16 protein-coding genes and 1 riboswitch are annotated in these 19,977 nt (G+C 38.4%); of the genes, 3 read left to right on the top strand and 13 right to left on the bottom strand.

All coding sequences use genetic code 11. From position 1 onward, the window contains the following. Positions 1-125: 125 nt before the first annotated feature. From IKV95_RS04875 to IKV95_RS04910, 8 genes are all read right to left on the bottom strand, one after another. Positions 126-1,601, bottom strand: coding sequence for a response regulator transcription factor (locus IKV95_RS04875; RefSeq protein ID WP_069127859.1), 1,476 nt, complete (start codon positions 1,599-1,601; stop codon positions 126-128). After that, complete coding sequence (locus IKV95_RS04880) at positions 1,594-3,297, bottom strand: sensor histidine kinase (RefSeq protein WP_287451458.1); 1,704 nt, start codon at positions 3,295-3,297, stop codon at positions 1,594-1,596. The genes IKV95_RS04875 and IKV95_RS04880 overlap by 8 nt, the downstream gene beginning before the upstream one ends. A 1-nt stretch (position 3,298) precedes the next feature. Then, positions 3,299-3,916, bottom strand: a complete 618-nt coding sequence (locus IKV95_RS04885; protein ID WP_069120598.1) for a YesL family protein — start codon at positions 3,914-3,916, stop codon at positions 3,299-3,301. A 137-nt stretch (positions 3,917-4,053) separates the two neighbouring features. After that, positions 4,054-5,523: an ABC transporter substrate-binding protein gene (locus IKV95_RS04890; RefSeq protein WP_029092051.1), complete on the bottom strand. Its 1,470-nt coding sequence runs from the start codon at positions 5,521-5,523 to the stop codon at positions 4,054-4,056. Between the two features lie 19 nt (positions 5,524-5,542). After that, a complete protein-coding gene (locus IKV95_RS04895; RefSeq protein ID WP_029092052.1) occupies positions 5,543-6,460 on the bottom strand; it encodes a carbohydrate ABC transporter permease in 918 nt (305 codons plus the stop codon). Between the two features lie 20 nt (positions 6,461-6,480). Beyond that, on the bottom strand, positions 6,481-7,410 hold the full coding sequence (locus tag IKV95_RS04900) for an ABC transporter permease (protein ID WP_029092053.1): 930 nt from the start codon (positions 7,408-7,410) through the stop codon (positions 6,481-6,483). 209 nt (positions 7,411-7,619) lie between these two features. Continuing rightward, entirely contained in the window at positions 7,620-9,824 is a 2,205-nt protein-coding gene (locus tag IKV95_RS04905; protein ID WP_218730033.1) for a GH92 family glycosyl hydrolase, read from the bottom strand. A 3-nt stretch (positions 9,825-9,827) separates the two neighbouring features. Beyond that, complete coding sequence (locus IKV95_RS04910; protein ID WP_069120595.1) at positions 9,828-10,901, bottom strand: GntR family transcriptional regulator; 1,074 nt, start codon at positions 10,899-10,901, stop codon at positions 9,828-9,830. Positions 10,902-11,118: 217 nt separating this feature from the next. On the opposite strand from IKV95_RS04910, the gene IKV95_RS04915 reads away from it, so the two are divergent. Genes IKV95_RS04915 through IKV95_RS04925 form a run of 3 tightly spaced genes read left to right on the top strand, consistent with a single transcriptional unit; the run spans position 11,119 to position 16,012 of the window. After that, positions 11,119-12,408 (top strand): glycoside hydrolase family 125 protein, encoded by a 1,290-nt coding sequence (locus IKV95_RS04915; protein ID WP_029092056.1) that lies wholly within the window; start codon positions 11,119-11,121, stop codon positions 12,406-12,408. A gap of 24 nt (positions 12,409-12,432) precedes the next feature. Beyond that, positions 12,433-15,138 carry an alpha-mannosidase gene (locus IKV95_RS04920; RefSeq protein WP_287451459.1) on the top strand — a complete coding sequence of 902 codons (2,706 nt, stop codon included), beginning with the start codon at positions 12,433-12,435 and terminating at the stop codon, positions 15,136-15,138. Positions 15,139-15,151: 13 nt separating this feature from the next. After that, a complete protein-coding gene (locus IKV95_RS04925) occupies positions 15,152-16,012 on the top strand; it encodes an ROK family protein (protein ID WP_069128594.1) in 861 nt (286 codons plus the stop codon). 511 nt (positions 16,013-16,523) lie between these two features. Here IKV95_RS04925 and IKV95_RS04930 read toward each other — a convergent pair. From IKV95_RS04930 to IKV95_RS04950, 5 genes are all read right to left on the bottom strand, one after another. Then, entirely contained in the window at positions 16,524-16,694 is a 171-nt protein-coding gene (locus IKV95_RS04930) for a hypothetical protein (RefSeq protein WP_198400957.1), read from the bottom strand. A 188-nt stretch (positions 16,695-16,882) separates the two neighbouring features. After that, positions 16,883-17,797: a ribonucleoside hydrolase RihC gene (rihC, locus tag IKV95_RS04935; RefSeq protein ID WP_338515646.1), complete on the bottom strand. Its 915-nt coding sequence runs from the start codon at positions 17,795-17,797 to the stop codon at positions 16,883-16,885. Between the two features lie 172 nt (positions 17,798-17,969). Continuing rightward, positions 17,970-19,049, bottom strand: coding sequence for an exonuclease domain-containing protein (locus IKV95_RS04940; RefSeq protein ID WP_287451460.1), 1,080 nt, complete (start codon positions 19,047-19,049; stop codon positions 17,970-17,972). Positions 19,050-19,121: 72 nt separating this feature from the next. Next, positions 19,122-19,436 carry a DMT family transporter gene (locus tag IKV95_RS04945; RefSeq protein WP_069120587.1) on the bottom strand — a complete coding sequence of 105 codons (315 nt, stop codon included), beginning with the start codon at positions 19,434-19,436 and terminating at the stop codon, positions 19,122-19,124. An 18-nt stretch (positions 19,437-19,454) separates the two neighbouring features. Next, positions 19,455-19,775 (bottom strand): DMT family transporter, encoded by a 321-nt coding sequence (locus IKV95_RS04950; RefSeq protein WP_029092061.1) that lies wholly within the window; start codon positions 19,773-19,775, stop codon positions 19,455-19,457. 53 nt (positions 19,776-19,828) lie between these two features. Beyond that, positions 19,829-19,931: riboswitch (guanidine-I (ykkC/yxkD leader) on the bottom strand. Positions 19,932-19,977: the final 46 nt, after the last annotated feature.

Below are 19,977 nucleotides of genomic sequence, written 5' to 3' on the forward strand. Positions count from 1 at the left end.
GTGAATTCATTCGCTTTACGAGAGTAGTATGGGACGGAGCGACAGCGAGTACCACTCCTTATATTGATGTACTAATCCTTCTGTTGATGTACTAATTTCCCATTTCACTCCTCATGTCTTTTCAACTACTCTTCATTACCAAATTGTTGGCGATAATCTCTTGGTGAAATACCGGATACATTTTTAAAGTTTTTATAAAAATAGCCTGTGCTGGTGTATCCAATTTTCTCACTAATTTCATTGATGTTATAATCCGAATGTAACAATAAATCTTTTGCTTTTGTGATGCGATATTGATTTAAATATTGCGAGAAACTCTTTTTTGTTTCTTTTTTAAAGAGTTGTCCTAAATACATCGCATTTAAATGCAATTGTTCAGCTACCTCTTTTAATGTTAAATCTGTGCGGTAACGCTCCATAATAATTTGTAAAACATGTTGTATATTAGGACTAAATTGTTTCACGTCAATTTCACGTTCCACTTGTTTAATACTTGTCTCAATTATTTTTTGCAGTTTTTGAAATGTTTTTATCGTAGAAATTTCTAGCAGCGCCTCTTGGTAAGCCACTTGATCTGCTTGGTTGAATCTTCGATAAATATCAGCCAGTATCAAGAAGCTAATGTGTGTCACATAACTAGGTGTCATTTCTTGTTCATACATTAACGTGAAGATCGCTTGAACCTCTGCTTCTATCGTTGTCATTTTCCCCAGTGTCAGTGCATGATGTAACTTATCCAACGAAATTTCTTGTGGCACTTCTGATTCATCAAGGCTAGCGAGTAGTCGTTTTAGTTGTTGAACACCTGATAGTTCGTAAAAACTACAGAGCGTTAATACTTGTTGTGCTTGCTCATAACTGTGTACTACTTCTGTGTATGGCACTTCTGTTTTCCCTAGTCCTAATTTAAAATCAGCTTCCTTGAGTAATTCACGTAATTGCCGTAAAAAATCACGCAACTCATACTTCAATCCGCGAAAAACAATCATGAAAATATCTTCTTGGAAGAAAAAATACGGCTGTTTATTTTTCTTTACTAAATCCATTAAGAAACCATGGTGCTTTTCCAATCCTTTAAAAATCAATGCCGTATAGCGTTCATTTTCAATCGTGTAGCCATATGTCGCCATCTCTGTCACGAAGTTTTCCGTTACATTCGGCAGGTTCAGCCATTCTTGAATCAGTGTTTGAAACTGTTGCGGTTGCCCACTATTACTTGTTTCAATCATACTTATTTTTTCTACGATACTTTCAACATTCTTTAAAAGCTCGCTCTTATCGACAGGTTTTACTAAATAATTTTCGGCACCCAGTACCAAACCTTCTTTAACATAACTGAATTCTTGATAACCTGACATGATAATAAAATGAAAACGATAACCTTCTTTTTGCGCTTGTTGAACAAATTCAATCCCTGACATGGCTGGCATTGTTACATCAGTTATCACAATATCAACGGGATGTTCACGTATAAAATCAAGTGCTTCTTGTCCATTTTTAGCTGTACCGCTAATTTCAATGCCCATATTTTCCCAGTTGATAATTTTTTTCAAACCATTGAGTATCATATACTCATCGTCTACTAACAACAATTTATACATCAGTTATTTCCTCCTCAAAGGTTAGTCGTACAATCACTCCGCCTGACAAATTGTGATACAACACCATAGTGGCATTGTCTCCAAAAACTAATTTCAAACGATCGCTGACATTCATTAAACCAATAGATGTTTGGTGCCGTTCCTTGCTTACATCCTCTACCAATAAACGATTAACTTCCGTTAAACGCTCGTCCGACATTCCTTTACCGTTATCAATCACATCAATCACGACAGACGTGTTTTTACGATACACTTTCACGCTAATTGCATTATCAATCCGTGAGAAATCAATGCCATGTACAAAATAATTTTCAATAAGCGGTTGTACAATATATTTCGGTACCATCACATCATCTATTTCAGAATCCACTGTAAAGTGATAAGCAATCCGATCAGGATAACGCATTTGATAGAGGAAAACATATTTTTCACAAAATTCTAATTCTCTTTGTAGCGTCACCGTTTTTTCTTGCATCGTATTATTCCGAAGTAAACTCGCAAATGAGTATACAACTTCAGCTAACTCATCAACCCCTTCACTCACTGCGTACATGCGGATATATTCCAACGTATTATACAAAAAATGTGGGTTAATCTGTGACTGCAATGCCCTCATGTGCGCATCTTTTTGCTCTATTTCTAGCAAATAAATATCTTTCACCTGCTGATTAATATCATCCAACATCAGGTTGATGCCGACGGCAATTTCTTTCAACTCACGTTGCTTATTCTCTTCATTTATCCGAACCGATAGATTACTGTCAGTCACATGATTCATCGTCACTAATATATCCTCGACTTGACGACTATAAGCGCCAAATGTACGGAATAAAATAATCAATAAAATACCATCTAATAATAAACTTCCCATTAAAATCCAACTGTAGTTTTTAAAAGCTGCCTCGTAGATAATATTTTTGGGTGTTAAAACAACGACTTTTAAATTCGCACCACTTGCATTTTGTGTCATAAAATAGTTATCGTCTAACACATTCTCTTTCAAGGAAATGATACTTTTTAAATCTTTACGTACATCAAGTGGTTTCGTGACTTTATTGCCAGTATAGCTATACATTAACTGGTCAGTTTGTGAATAAATCAGAATCTGTTGTTGCCGAGCGCCGCTCATTGAGGTGATAATATTTTTAATCATCGCCTCATCCGCAATCAACGAAAAAGTCCCCGTACTATTAATACTTTCTGTTTGGGTAATCGGTTTGCTAATAACTAATTGATTTTTAGGCTGAGGTAACGCCTTAATTTTTTCACCTGCTTTTTTAGATTGATTTGAATAATAAGTCTCATCAAAATCATTTAACGAGACTTGGATACCACCAATACCTGTTTGAAGCTGGTACAATTGCTTCACCATTTGTGGCCAATAACGTTGTTCTGTCCCTTCTCTTTTAAGAGTAGCTCGCAAATATTCTGCATGCCCAAGGTTAAAATACTCATAAAGATTTTCAATACTTTTACTATCATTTAATAAATTATCAACAATTAAGTCTGTCTGTTGTTCAAGATTATTAACTGTATCCGTTAAAAAATTCGCCGTTTGTTCATTATCTTTTTGGGCATCTTCTACATATGTTTGGAAAATTGTATACCCTACAATTAACGTAAAAAGAGTGATGATTATAATCATCACCACTGCATAGATACGTAATAAAGTATTCATCAAGTTTGTTTGTTTCATATTATTCACCGTCCGCTGCAAGTTTATCCTCAATAATTGATACCCACTGTTTTGCTGTAAATATGCAGATGATTTGAATTAATGCCATCGTTGCAAACATGATTAATCCTGGGAATTTGTACGTAATAAATAATACAATTCCAATTCCAAAAATCAATTTAACAAGCATGAAAAAATTAGAATAAAATGTGATAAACGCTAATTTAATCAAATTCGCTAGCCCCATATCAAAGCGACTGTGTAGCACTAAACTGTAACTGTAAGTAACAAACAGACAGAAGAGTACAAAAACAAGTAAAAAATCTATTACGAGGAATAAGATACCTTGAACTTGCACTGATAAATAAAGGTTATAGCCAATAAATAAACTAAGTCCCGCATAAATTCCAAATAAAGCATTCCCACGTTTCCAGTTTTGTTTATAGGTTAACCAGGCATTCTTCCAAGTTATTTTTTTATAATCCCATTCATGTTCTGTGAAAAGTTGATTGATTGTTAAAAAGGCCGGGCCGATTCCAACAACAATTAACCCCATCACTGTCAATAATATGAAGTATAAATTCAACTTAATTATTACATAACACCGTATAAAGACATTTTCTAACATTTCACCAATCATTGTTATTCCCCTTTTCTCATATCCACTCTGCTGCTTAATTTTAGCATAGATATATTCGTTCGTAATACTTATTCAGCAAATAAACTAAATGACAGGAAACTTGCGCATCCTGTCATTCGATTTAGCTACGAATACGCTTATTTAGCTTCTGCCATAAAAGCATCGTATTGTTTTTGCATTTCTTTTTGAACTTTAGAGAAGCCAGCTGTTTCCAGTTTTTTGTTCATTTCTGGTACTGCAACTGTTGGATCTAATGTTCCTGTGTTTAAGCCATCAAGGTATTGGCTCATCACGTTGTTTAAGTTACTGATTTCGTTTTTAACTGTTTCTGTGTTAAAGACAAAACCAAGAATTGGCGATTCAATTGCATCTTCAATCGATTTATCACGCGCTTCGATTTGTTTGTCTGTAATTGTTTCATCTGCATATAAAATCTTGTTGTTTGCAGTGTTCCATGCAGCCATGTGCATGTTTGGTTGGTAACCTTCTAATAATTTAGAACGATCATCTCCAACTTTTTCCCACGCTTCGCCTTCAACACCTAATACAAGGCCATTAAGCAATTCTGGATCTGAATTTAACAAACCTAAGAATTCAACTGATTTGTCGATGTTTTTAGAACCACTTGAAACAACAAAACTTGCCATTTGAGCAGCTTGAGTTGTTTTCAATGGTACAGAAATAGCTTTAGAAACAAGCTCTTGACCAGCTGCTTGCGTTAAGATTGTATCACCATAATCAAAGGGTCCTTGTGTTTCTTGACGAGCGAACCAAGTTGATGAATCTAACGGATACTCTGTGTTACTTGTAGACGCATCTTTTGCAATGTAACCCGCTTTGTAGAAATCATGTAACGTTTGGTAAGCTGTCATCATCCCTTTTTCTTCAAATGGGTTGATGATTTTTTTAGTATCACCATTTAGATCAACACCAAACGGTAAACCATTACCTAAAGCAAAATCAAAACCTGCTTCAGCACGGAAACCTTGTCCGACTGCGATTGGCATTACTTTAGGTTCTTTTTCTTTAATCGTTTCTAATAATGGTTCAACATCAGCATATGTTTTTACTTTGCTAATATCTAAGTTATATTTATCAACGAATTTTTTATTAAATGTTAACATTTGTTGTGAAAAGATGTTTGCGTTTACAGGGAATGCGTACATTTTGCCATCAATCGTGTTACCTTTGATGTATGACTCATCGAGCATTTTGTAAGCAGCTTCTGCTTTTTCAGGTAATAACTTAGTCAAGTCAGCGTATGCACCTTTTTGAGCATTAGTTACATAGTTTTTAGCAAGCGCAATATCATAATTTTCTCCAGAAGATACAATTACAGACATTTTTTGCTCGTAATCACCCCAACCAATGTACTGAATGTTTACTTTCGCACCAATTTTATCTTCAATGCGTTTGTTAGCAATTTCCATTAATTGATCGTAATTTTTTGGTTTATCACCAATTTGGTACATTAACAATGTTGGTGTATCCCCTTTATCAGTTGTTTTTGCTTTTTTGTCCCCCGATAAACTACCACAACCTGCTAATGCTCCTACTGCTAAAACTGTCACTAATGATGTTGCAACGACTTTACTCCACTTTTTCATCATTATACCCCCAATTTTTTTATTCTTTCACGCCACCAATTGTTAAGCCACTTACAAAGTATTTTTGGAAGAATGGATAGCTTAAAGCAATCGGCAACGTTGAAATTACTACCATTGCCATACGTGTTGCTTCTTTTGGTATCGCTTGAGCACCACTACTCAATGCTGTACTCATACTCGCATTTTGTGTCATGTACTCAATGTTAGCTTGAATCTTCATTAAAAGGTATTGCAATGGAACTAAATTGTCGCTTTGAATGTATAACAAAGCATTGAACCAATCGTTCCAAAATCCTAGTGCTGCAAACAAACTAATGGTTGCAATCCCAGGCACTGCTAAAGGTAAAACAATTTGACCGAAAATACGCAACTCGCTCGCACCATCAATACGTGCAGATTCAATAATTGCATCTGGCACTGTTCGTTTAAAGAACGTACGCATTACAATGATATTGAACGGGCTGATAGCCATCGGTAAAATCAATGCCCAAATTGTATCTTTTAAACCCAACATCGATGTCATAACAATGTAGTTTGGTACCATTCCGGCACTGAAAAGCATTGTGATTAAACAAGCGATTGTAAAGAATTTACGTAAGATAAAGTCTGGACGTGAGATTGCATAGGCATAAGTTGATGTGAACGTTGTATTAATCAACGTCCCTACAACTGTTACCATCACAGTCACAAATAATGATTGGAGCAATTGCTCTTTAAGATCCGCTAAGTAGCGGTAACCATCTAAACTCCACTCGGATGGCCATAATGAATAACCATTCGTTACGAGAGAGTTTTCACTTGTCAGTGAGATGATTATTACGAAAAGAAAGGGAAATACGCATGATAAGGCAAACAACGCTAGAAACACATTAAAGAATATATCAGCTTTTTTTCCGAAGGAACGTACTCCCACTTTTTGTATTTTTTTCTTACGCATAGGTTCGTCTCTCCTTCTTTTTAGAATAATGCTGATGAATCATCTAGCTTACGCACGACTGCATTCGCAGCGATTAATAGAACACACCCAACAACTGATTGATACAATCCAGCTGCAGCAGCCATTCCAATATCCCCTGTGTTTGCTAAACCGTTGTAAACATATGTGTCTAGTACAGAAGTTACTTCGTAAAGCACCCCTGAGTTACGTGTTACCTGGTAAAACAGTCCAAAATCCGCTTTGAAAATATTACCCACTGAAAGAATTGATAAGATTGTAATTAACGGAATCAGTTGTGGTAAAGTAACGTGGCGAATTTGTTGCCACTTAGTTGCACCATCAACCATTGCTGCTTCGTAGTATGTTGGGTTAATACCCATAATCGCTGCGAAGTAGATGATACTGCTGTAACCCACGGATTTCCATACACCGAGTACAATTAAGATAAACGGCCAATATTTCGGTTCGTTATACCAGTTAATTGCTTCACCACCGAATGATGTAATCATTGAGTTAAGGAGTCCTTTGTCTGGGCTTAAGAAAGCGTATACAAAATAACCAATAATTACCCATGATAAAAAGTAAGGCAGTAACATTGATGTTTGATAAATCTTAATCATCTTACGTGAGCGAATTTCACTCAATACAACCGCAAAGAGGATCGCACATACCAAACCAATCAGGATAAACGCAATGTTATACAATAATGTATTTCTTGTAATTAGATAGGCATCTGACGAAGAAAACAAGAACTTAAAGTTATCAAATCCGATCCATGGGCTATTTTTCAAACTGGCAAGGAAGCCGTCTGGCGAATAGCGGAAATCTTTGAAGGCAACAATGTTTCCTAATACAGGAATATAGAAGAAGAAGATCATCCATATAAAACCTGGTAATGCCATAAATATTAATGCACGATGTTTATAACACTTTTTTAGCTTTTTTTTCATTTTTCCACCTCCCCCATAAATGAAGCGCTTACTTCTATAACTATCATAATAATTTACGCACTGAAAAGTAAGTCACAAAGTATAGGTATATCATTACAAATTATAGGTATGATGACATAATTAAAAAAACATGCTAAAAAAGGGTAACACGCATTTGTACTTTTTACAGCACAAACACGTATTATACCGCTTCCAGCATGTGTTTAAAACTAATGATTAGTTGTTAATGAAAATGGTTTTTCTGCGTTACTATACTCACGATCTACTGGTGCTAAAGCCATCGTAAACTTGAGGTTTCCACCTGCCATTAAGCTTTCATGTTGAATAGCTAAGGCTGTATGGGGTGTCTCGTTTAATGCGACTTCACTCACAAAGTTCGTGTGTGCTTGGTTGCCAGCCGCCTCAACAACAAGCGTTTTGCCATTAGCTAAGTGAACAGTTGCTTTATCAAACAATGGAATCCCTAACACATATTCGCCAGAACCTGGACATACCGGATAGAATCCTAAGCTCGAAAAGATATACCAACCTGACATGCTGCCATTATCCTCGTCACCTGGGAAACCATCCCAGCCCGCATTAAAGAGTTCTGTCATTAATTGTTTCACAACTACTTGCGTAGAAGCTGGTTTACCCACATAGTTGAATAAATAAGGCAGATGGAAACTTGGTTGATTTGATAATGCCACTTGTCCAAAATCAACGGCTGCCATTTCACTCATCTCATGTATTTCAAAACCATAGCCCTCTACACCATAAGTCGGTGGCGTGTTACACAACGTGGTCAACTTATCAAAGAAGGCACGTTCGCCCCCATAAGCAGCGATTAACGCTGCAAAGTCATGGTACGTCGCAAAACCATTTTGCCATGTTGAGCCCTCAGCATAATCTAAGCCCCAACGGTCATGTTTAAAGTCATGACGGAAATTACCTTCTTTGTCTTTTGCTCGCATAAAACCAGTGTTCGCATCAAAGATGTTAAGGAAATTGCGTGATTGTTTTTGATACGTTGCTTGTATATCCCCTTTGCCTAATACACGCGCGACTTGGCTAATACAAAAATCACTGTAGGCATAATCTAAGGTGTGATTCACGCTTTCATGATAATCGAGTGGCACATAACCGTATTTCAGGTAATCGAGCGTACCACGACGGCCGTAGTTTCCAGAGGCACTTTTTGTTGTTGCTCCTGCTAACATACCTTCTAAAAATTCTGGCATTAAATCAGTGGCAAGACCTTTGACAGCAGCATCGGCAATCACAGCATCAATCAGTGTCCCTGGCATCATCCCACGTTCATCTGGCGATAACCATTTCGGTAAAAAGCCCGCTTCACGGTAGGATTGTAGGTAACCTTGTAACATCTCTTCATATTCCTCATGTGCAATTAAAGAATACAAAGGATACACCGTTTTGTAAGTATCCCAAAAACCATTGTTTGTATACAAATAACCTGGCTGTACTTTTTTCGCGAGTGTGTTGTAATGTTGGGGTTGGTTTGCTTCATCTAATTCGTAAAATTTTTGTGGGAATAAGCACGTACGGTACAAACACGCATAAAACGTTTTGATTTGCTCTTTATTACGATTTTCAATTTCAATTTTATTTAAATAACTCAACCATTTATCAGCGGCGGCTTGCTTGATCGTATCAAATGAATCATTTTCAATGCGTGAGAGATTTAAATCCGCTTGGTCTTGTGATAAAAAGCTCGTTGCTAAATGTGTTGTAAGTGTTTCTGCTGCTGGGAAACGAATGTCAAAAATCGGATCCGTTCCAGCATACGTTGTACTCGGCACCAAGGCATCATCTGTGTAATACCCTGTCGTTGCCGCATCAATCGCTTGGTCAAAACGAAGTGTAAAGTACATTTTAAAGTCTTTATCCTCACTACCTGAAGCATTTGTAATATAACCACGTACTGTTTTGTTTGCAACATCTACTGCTATTTCACTCGGCCCTTGCGAACGGATGAATAATCCTGGTTGTGAATTTTTGAGGTAACGACTTTGTAAGACACCACCGTATGTCGTTGGGCTAAATTCTGTTGTAATTTGATAACGTTCTTGTTTCACTTTAAGATAAAACGGTGAAAATACCGCTTCTTCTGTACGATAGCTGCTTTGATGATGGAATAAATCACTCTTTACGACGTGACCTGCCGTTGGTGCTAATAAAAGTTGTGAAAAATCACCCATCCACGGGCTGGGTTGATGCGTTAAACGAATGCCTTGGAATGTGCGATCATGCGGGTTAAAATACCAGCTACCGCGTTGATCTGCTGTTTGTACCACAAAATGGTTCATCCCGAAAGGGACGCCTGTATAAGGTAAGCAGTTCCCGTGTGAAAACGTGTGTTGATTGTTCGTCCCTTGTCTTGTATCTATTTGCAATAAATCCTCTATGTGTAACATCCCTTATCCTCCGCTCTCTATCTGACTGCTTTTTCGTACAATCAGTTCGACCGGCACGATGTGCTTCTCCTTCACTTGAGTTGGCTGACTAATTTCTGCCAACAGTGTTTGACTGGCAATCGTACCCATCTCTTCAAATTTTTGTGAAATCGTTGTTAAACTAGGTTCCAATAGGCTCGCTGCTTGAATGTTATCAAAACCAACGACTGCAAAATCAGCTGGTACCTGGTAACCCATTTGTTTCATTGTATTGATTAATTGAATAGCGATAATATCATTTTCCGCAATGACCCCTGTGATGCCTTGATCAAGCAATTGACGCGTCACCTGTTCTAAGTAAACACTCACTTCTTCCGTTCCCGTTTTTTTGAGGTGGATGGGCTGTGTGGCCCCCGCTGCATGTAACGCCTTCATGTAACCGAAGTAACGCTCGCGTACAGATGACACTTCACCCAGATGTTCAGTGCTTACAAATGCGACTTGCTGATGCCCTTGTGCAATTAAATGTTGTGTCGCTTCAAAACCACCTTGTTGATTGTCCGCAACGACTGCGCTAAATGGTAAACTCTCAAATTCTTTATCTAATAAAACGGTTGGTAATGCATTGAGATGTAAGCCGTAAAGCAACTCCAAATCCGAACTGTTATTCGTTGGATAATAAATGATGCCGGCATATTGCGCCACAATCTCTGCAACATCAGTAGAAGAAAGATACTGGTGTGGCTGTACTTGTAAACGATAAGACGTTTCTTCTAAACAGCGCAACATCCCTTGCGTATAATCTCCTAAACCTGCATTGTGTGGAAAAGGCATAATAAAGAGAATATCCGTTTTTGCGACGGTTTTTTCTTCTGTTAAGCCATCTTTGGCACAAACAAAACTTCCTTTGCCACGCAAACGATAAATCATCCCCTCATTTTCTAATTCGACCAATGCGCGCTTTGATGTGATACGACTTACCCCATAACGCTCGGAAAGCTCCAATTCAGTCGGTAATTTATCTTCTGGCAAATAAGTTCCCGCTGTAATGTCTGCTTTTAAATCATTTAATATTTGTTGATACAATGGTTGCTTCATTACTTGTTTCTCCTCTCACCCAATCGCATTTGATATACTATTATTTCATTTTATCATACCATTGGTATATTATTAACACTTTCCCTCAAAAGACACTGCCAGAATCGCCAATTAAGTTTATTAAAAATTAACAATGAAAGCGCTAGACAAATTAAATGATATACCATATAATTAAAAATGTAAAGAATGATATATCAAATAAAAGGAGTGTTTTTTAATGACTTACACAACAGTACCCACATCAGTACAACAATTTATGGATGATATGACAAAACGCGCAGAAGCAGAAAACCCACGTTGGGCGGAGATTTTCAATAAATGTTTTGCCAACACATTACTTACAACAGTTAAACGCTTTGACGATGGTTCGACGTTTCTTTTAACAGGTGATATTCCTGCCATGTGGCTACGTGACTCAACAGCTCAAGTTCGCCCTTACTTAGCAATCGCTAAAGAAGATGACGATTTGCAAGCAATGATTGCAGGCTTAGTAAAACGTCAATTCCGTTACATTAACCTTGATCCTTATGCGAATGCCTTTAATGAAGAAGCTAACAACGCAGGACATCAAACGGATCACACCGAAATGAACCCCTGGATTTGGGAACGTAAATATGAAATTGATTCATTATGTTACCCGATTCAGCTCGCTTACCTTCTCTATAAAGAAACAGGCCGTCGTGATCAATTTGACGCTTCATTTGAAAGCGGTATCACTGAAATTTTGAAGGTGTGGGAAACTGAACAAAATCATGATCAATCGCCTTACACGTTCGAACGTGACACAACGCGTGTTGAAGATACATTAACACATGACGGTCGCGGCACTCCCGTTGGACCAACAGGCATGACATGGTCTGGCTTCCGTCCAAGTGATGATGTGTGTAAATACGGTTACTTAGTGCCTTCAAATATGTTTGCCGTGGTTGTATTGAGTTACTTAGAAGAAATTTACACTGATTTATTGCCGCAACCCGACGTTGTTGCCCGTGTGACAAAACTTAAAAATGAAATCGATGCGGGGATTAAAGAATATGCTCAAGTTGCAAATGCAGCGGGTGAAACAGTCTTTGCTTTTGAAGTTGATGGATTAGGTAACCATTCCATTCATGACGATTCAAATGTACCAAGCCTGATGGCAGCGCCTTACTTAGGTTATTGTGCACAAGATGATCCCATTTACTTGGCAACACGTAAAACATTATTAAGCAGTGAAAACCCTTACTATTACGAAGGTAAAAATGCCAAAGGTATCGGTAGTTCTCATACGCCTGAAAACTATATTTGGCCGATTGCACTTGCAATTGAAGGCTTAACTACCTCTGATAAAGCAGATAAAAAACGTATTTTAGATATGTTAGTTGATAACGATGGTGGCACAAACCTAATGCATGAAGGTTTCGACGTCAACGATGCAAACAACTACACTCGTGAATGGTTCTCATGGGCAAACATGATGTTCTGTGAATTATTAATGGATTATTACGATATTAAAATCACTGCCTAAGCGCACTGAAAAAGGAGACGAACAATGACAACTAAAAAAGTTTATATTATTTCGCACAGCCACTGGGATCGCGAGTGGTACATGGCCTACGAACAACATCATATGCGTTTAGTCGCTTTGATGGATGACTTACTCCACCTCTTTAAGACAAACCCTGATTTCCACAGTTTTCATTTGGATGGTCAAACGATTGCGATTGACGATTATTTAGAAGTCCGCCCTGAAAAACGTGAAGAAGTCCAAGCAGCGATTACAGCAGGTAAGTTAAAAATCGGTCCGTTTTATATCTTACAAGATGATTTCTTAATCAGTAGCGAATCTAATACCCGCAACATGCTGGTTGGCCTAGAAGAAAGTCGTAAATGGGGCGATCCTGTGATGCTCGGTTACTTCCCTGATACGTTTGGTAACATGGGACAAGCGCCTCAAATGATGAAAGAAGGCGGCATTGAAGCTGCTGCTTTCGGACGTGGTGTTAAACCCACTGGCTTTAACAACGTAGTCATTAACGATGAGAAATATACGTCACAATTCTCTGAAATGTGGTGGGAAGGTGCTGATAAATCGAAAATTTTCAGTCTCCTCTTTGCTAACTGGTACAGCAATGGTAATGAAATCCCCGTGGAAAAAGAAGCAGCTCAAGCTTTCTGGAAAGAAAAATTAGCTGATGCGGAACAATTCACTTCAACCGATCATATCTTAATGATGAATGGTGTCGATCACCAACCGGTACAAATGGATGTAACGGATGCCATCAAGGTTGCCAATGATTTATACGATGATTATGAATTCATCCACAGCAGCTTTGACGAATACTTAGAAGCTGTGATGAACGATGTGCCCGCTGATTTAAGCACCGTTTCAGGTGAGTTAACAAGCCAAGAAACAGATGGTTGGTACACACTGGCAAACACTGCCTCTGCTCGTATTTACCTCAAGCAAAAAAATACGGATGTTCAACGTCAACTAGAAAATATCACAGAACCATTAGCAACGATGGCGTTTGATGTGACTGGTGAATACCCACACGATCAATTGCGTTATGCTTGGAAATTATTAATGCAAAACCACCCACATGATAGTATTTGTGGCTGTAGTGTGGATGAAGTCCACCGAGAAATGATCACACGTTACGATAAAGCGTTAGAAGTTGGAAAATTCTTGGCAAGCGAAGCGGTTGAAAGTTTAACAGCATCCATCGATACCAGCCTCTTCCCAACTGATAGCAAGCCCTTTGTGGTCTTTAACACAGCAGGTAGTGCTAAAACAGGAACCATTGAAACTGAAATCGAATGGAAACGCCTACCTTTTTCTCAAGGTGTGCCAGAAGAACTTTATGCGCAATTAAAGAATGAGACCTTGCCTGAATTGACAGTGATAGATGCAAAAGGACAGCCTGTTACAGCTGAAATTTTATCACATGAGGTTCGCTTCAACTACGACTTGCCAAAAGACGCTTTCCGCGTACCTTTCATGGCAATTTATGTCAAAGTTCGACTTGTTGTCACGGATATGCCTGCTGTTTCTTGGGAAAGTTTAGCGCTAACAGTGGGTCAAAATACAGCTTCTGCTTTACCAACGATTGTATCAGAAGCTGACGATCGCTTAGAAAATGAATTCCTTCACGTTAAAGTTGAAAGCAATGGTCAATTAACTGTAACTGATAAGACAACAGGCATTACCTATCCAAACGTATTAACTTACGAAAATGTCGGTGATATTGCCAATGAATATATCTTTAAACAGCCTGAAGGCGACCAAGCGATTTATGCACATGACTTCCCTGCTACAACGACAGTCGCTATCAACACAACAAAAATCGGTGAAATTACGTTAACACAAACATTGATGATTCCCGTTTCAGCTGACGAAACATTGGCAGAGGAAATGAAAGCTGTTGTTGAAATGCGTCAACGTAAAGCACAACGTAGCAAAGAACTAGCACCGTTTACATTAACAACGAAAATTCGTCTTGAACAAGGCAGTCGTCAATTGAAGTTCTCTACACACTTTGATAACCAAATGAAAGATCATCGTTTGCGCGTGTTGTTCCCAACAAATATTACAACAGATAAACACTACGCTGAGAGTATTTTTGAAGTTGTTGAACGTCCAAACGGCGTGAGTGCTTCGTGGGAAAACCCAACGAATCCACAACATCAACATTCATTTGTTAACGTACAAGATGCCACACATGGCATGACTGTTTCAAACTATGGCTTAAATGAATATGAAATTCTAGCGGACAACACAACAATCGCTTTAACCTTACATCGTTCAGTCGGTGAGCTGGGTGACTGGGGTTACTTCCCAACACCTGAAGCACAATGTATGGGTGAACAAACCGTTGCTTTTGCCTTGGCGTTCCATGGTGCCGATGACCAAAATCGTACGTTCCATGACGGTCAAAACTTCCAAATTCCATTTACAGTTGCTCAAACATCTGCACACAATGGTCGTTGGGCGCCTAAAGCTGCATACTTAACGATTGATAGTTCTGCCTACGCATTGACTGCTTTAAAACGTAAAGAACATCAAACAGAAATCGTGACACGTGGTTTCAACCTCTCAAATACAGCAGCCGCTCCACTTGAAATTAAAATTTCAGGTTACACACCGACACGTTGTACCTTGATTGAAACACCGCACGAAAAACCATTATCTGCTATACTTGAACCAGCTGAAATCAACAGCTTGCTTTGGACAAAATCAGCGTCGGTGAACGACTAAAGGAGAGAATGTTATGTTACTTGGAGCAATTGAAGCTGGCGGCACTAAATTTGTCTGTGCCGTCTCAGATTTAGAGTTAAACATTGTCGAACGTATTTCACTACCCACGACAACACCTGAAGAAACACTTAATGCTGTGTATACTTTTTTTGATAACTACACGTTAGATGCACTTGCCATCGGATCATTTGGCCCGATTGATGTGAATAAAAAATCACCAACTTACGGTTATATCACATCAACACCCAAAACAGCCTGGAAAAACTTTAATTTGTTAGGTGCTCTAAAAGAACGTTATAACCTTCCTATCGCCTTTACAACCGATGTTAATGCTGCTGCCTATGGCGAGCTAAAACACGGTGCTGCCAAAGGAAAAGAGAGTTGTATTTATTTAACAGTGGGAACCGGTATTGGTGGCGGTGTTGTGATTAACAACAAAGTGATTGAAGGCTTTAGCCACCCTGAAATGGGCCATTTAGTTGTTAAACGTCATCCCGACGATCATTTTGATGGGGTATGTCCGTATCATGGCGATTGTTTAGAAGGCCTCGCAGCAGGCCCTGCCATTGAAGGACGTTTCCAACAAAAAGCATTTGAACTACCAAATGATCATCAAGCATGGGATATCGAAGCCTTTTATCTTGCTCAAGCAGCAGTCAACTATACCTTAACACTCTCACCGGAAATCATTATTTTTGGTGGAGGTGTCAGCAAACAAGAACAGTTATACCCTAAGATGCGTCAGTATTTTGCTGAATTGATGAATGGTTATTATGCAACACCCGCGTTAGAAGATTATCTCGTTTATTGTGACTTAGGTGACAACGCCGGGATTACAGGTACACTCTTATTAGCAAAAGAAGCCATTAAATAGTAAAAAAAGAAGCAACTCCGTTAATACGCCGGGAGTTGCTTCTTTGTATTTTATTTAGCAGCCCTCAATTAAAGCAATTTCAAAATTGTTGAAACTGATTGACCACAATTAATCACTAGCATTCCAATCAAAAACTAGCATTGCAACAACGTATCCATAGGGAAACGTTCGAGTGACAGGAAAAAGAACGCCAAGAACAACTGTTAATTGAAAAAGAACAACAGAAAGCTACCCGAATAGCATGCTTCAACTCAAGTTACCCTCGTTTAAAAGAATTACATTATAAATATGATATGACTAGATCAACTATATCGCTTAAAATATCTTAACCAATTTCAATCTAAAAAAGCTTTTTATTCCGATCAAATTAGTGGATAGCGCGATGATTTTTCACTGGAATTGAATGCGCTTTTAACAAATAATAAGACACATAATTTGTTCTCATATAAAGATATATAAGCAAAACAACCGCTCTCCTCTAAAAGAGCGGTTGCTTTCATTATTCTTCAAATTAATCCCAATACCCTTGATGCACTGCGGCGACTTCATCTTCAATTTCTGTAAAAGGTCCTAGAACAACGATATCTTTTTGCCCTCTCGCTAAAACCTCACGACAGGGTAAATCAAATGTCGGATTTTGTTCCGCATCACCTGTTAACTCTAACAATCTTTTTTCAGTCATTGAGTATACAATCGTACCTACATTACTCCAATAAATCGCACAGGGTTTAGCTGTTGTGTACAAAGTACAGCTCGCTAAAAAAACTTACCGTATTGTTGTGATGCACGTTGTACTAATGTTGGTTCGGCATGTCCAGTACAAATTGTTTGTGTTATTTCAATATTTTCTTGTTCTAAACTAATGTAATGTTAACATTTACGTAAACTTTCCATCAACCACTTTTTAAACAAGGTACTATCGATATCAACACAAACTTTAGCATTCGGGGTTTTCCCCATACTCCCTGCTAGATCAACAACCGTTGCACCGGCAGTATACTCACCTTGCGTTTCAATCGCAACATAGGCATCAACCGTTTGGTATATTTCCGGTACGAGTAAATAAGCGATGGCACACGCATCATACATCGCCGAACCGTTCACTGCTTGTACATTACGATAACGCTGTAAAATATGGTAAATCATTTCACCTGTCGCATTCATTTGTCTAATTTCTTCGCTATCACTAGCATAAACAAGTGCTTTTAGCCCAACATCTAACGGCGCCATTACAATTGGCAGACCACTTTCGAACACAATACGTGCGGCTTCTGGGTCGACGACAATGTTAAATTCAGCTAAAATACCTTTATTTCCTCGGCCAAGGGCACCGCCCATCAACACGATTTCAGCTATTTTACTCGATACTTCTGGATGTGTACGTAATAATAAGGCGATATTAGTTAAAGGTCCAATCGCAACAATGGTCAAGGGCTCCTCCGCTTTACTCAATAGCTGATACATTGCTGTGACGGCATCCTCTTTCATTAATAAATGATCGGCTTGTTTTGGAAAGTCATAACCGTCCATCCCTGTTTCACCATGCACTTCGCTCGCATCAACAGGCGCTCGTAAAAGTGGCTGTTTTGCACCTTTTGCTACCGGTATTTCCTTTTTAAAAAGCGCCAATAATTTCAAGGCATTATTTGTCACTTTACTCAAACTAACATTGCCTGCAACTGTTGTAATGAGCTTAACATCTAAGGCGTCAGATGCTGTTGCAATGGCAATCGCGATTGCATCATCAATCCCTGGGTCCGTATCAATAATAATTGGTCGTTTCATCAACATCTCTCCTTTAACTTTATCATAAAAGACTTTACTTATCTGTTACCCTTAGTACAACACCATCATAACAACTAATGTAACCGCTGTCAAAAACCACTTTACCTTAAACATAAACAAAACAAAAAACAGTTACACACAAGAGATGTTCACTTGTTGTAACTGTTTCTGTTTAATTACCACAGGCCATATCAACCAAGCGTTTTTGTGCTTGGAATTTACGCCAATCCGCTTCAACAATTTTCTCAGCGCGAATATCAGCTTGCAAGCGCGCTACTGTTTGGAAGTATTGATCCAGAATATAATCCCGATACGTCAAAACATCTGCCATATCTGCCAAGGTAACGCGGAAGTCACCCCAATCAGAAGCTGGTGCAACCATTGTGGGTGCTGAAGGGTACATTACTTGAAAAGCGTCAATATTCCCCCGCAAACTAATAAAACGCGATTTCGAATTATAAGTAATGCGCGCAAATGGATAATAACCATCCAAACTGAGCGTTTTACTCACATGTTTCATCGCAAAAAAGCTGGCCATCCGTTGTCCCTGTAGAAACACATTAATACTTTGATATAAACGTAATTCATCTGTTTCAAACGTATCACTTTGCGGTGGTACTACTGGTTTAATGTTAGTACCTACAGTCCCGATTCGCTGTTTTTCAGGTGTTTTATGCCAACAGTTCATGTAGACTTTACCTGTTACAATACAATCCTCTAATGCGTCATGTGATTGATGTTCAAGACCTAAGTAATCCTTCAACGTTTCTAATTTATGATTCGGTGTATCAAAAAATTTCCGTGCTAATGGCACTGTATCAATTACTTCATAAACAATTGATTCCAACCGTAAATCTTGCGATGTCGCCAGTAAAAATTTCATATCAAACGACGCATTGTGTGCCACAAGTACTTCACCGTTAATATAACTTAAAAATTCAGGCCAAACATCTTCGACTGCAGGTGCTTCTGCTAAAATATCATCCGTTATACCTGTGATACGTACAATCGTATCGGATAATGCTTCAAATGGATTAATATAGCTACTATAGGTCGACACTTGCTCGCCGTTCGCATATTTTACAGCTCCAATTTGAATAATTTGATTACGATCCGCACTTAATCCTGTTGTTTCAAAATCAACCACTACAAAATTAGCAGGGAGCTTTGTTGGTTTTGCATAAGCTTTTGTTTTTGCTGTTGTACGCCCACGTTTTGCGCCAGACGCACGACGATAATTGTATCCACTCATTTTGTCACAGCCTTACTGTCAGATTTATGTCTCATTTTCTATTTTACACGAAAGTGATAACAATATCATCTGCTAAGAAATCAATTTTAGACCTACTGTTGCGGCAATAATAAGTGTGATAAACAGAATACGTCTTACACTTTTAGCATCGCCAAAAAAGAACATGCCGACGATTGCCGAACCAGCTGTACCAATACTTGTCCATACTGCATAAGCTGTTCCCATTGGGATCGTGTTCATCGCATACGATAACAACGCAAAACTTAAGGCAAAAGCAACAACTAATTCTACCATGTGCTTAATATTCTTTTTATTAACCCAACGGTTAATACTTGCCACACCGACTACTTCAAAACATCCACCAATAATTAATATTATCCAAGCCATTTCAGTAACACATCCTTCCTATTTTTCTGTTGATGTTAATTTCAATCCCACAACACCTGTCATTAATATCACTAATAGTCCTGCTTTTAATACTGTCATTGGTTCTCCGAAAAAAAAGACACTCGATAAAACGGTCCCTAATGTTCCTAATCCAACAAACAATGCATATGATGTACTGACAGCATTGGTCTCGCTGACTTTAATTAAGAGTCCGAATGAAACGGCAATACAAACAACGGTCAATCCCCACTCTAATACGTTGGTAGAATGTTTTAGACCAATGACCCAACCCACTTCTGCTAAACTTGCTAGCACAATTAATAACGTACTTTTACTCATGGCTTAACGCCTCCTCTATCAAAATAAAAAACCTAAGAAAAACGAAAATTCGTTTCTCCCAGGCTTTTGTCCTTCCGTGTCACACCCATAGTGGCTGCGCATTTCTCTCGGACCAGGCCAACAGTAAACTGTCGCGGAACCCTAGAAATGTTTTCGTATTTAATTAGTCATTTAACTATAGCACAGTTTAAAATAACAAACA

It is taken from the genome of Brochothrix sp., assembly GCF_017549435.1.
GTDB classification, from domain to species: domain Bacteria; phylum Bacillota; class Bacilli; order Lactobacillales; family Listeriaceae; genus Brochothrix; species Brochothrix thermosphacta.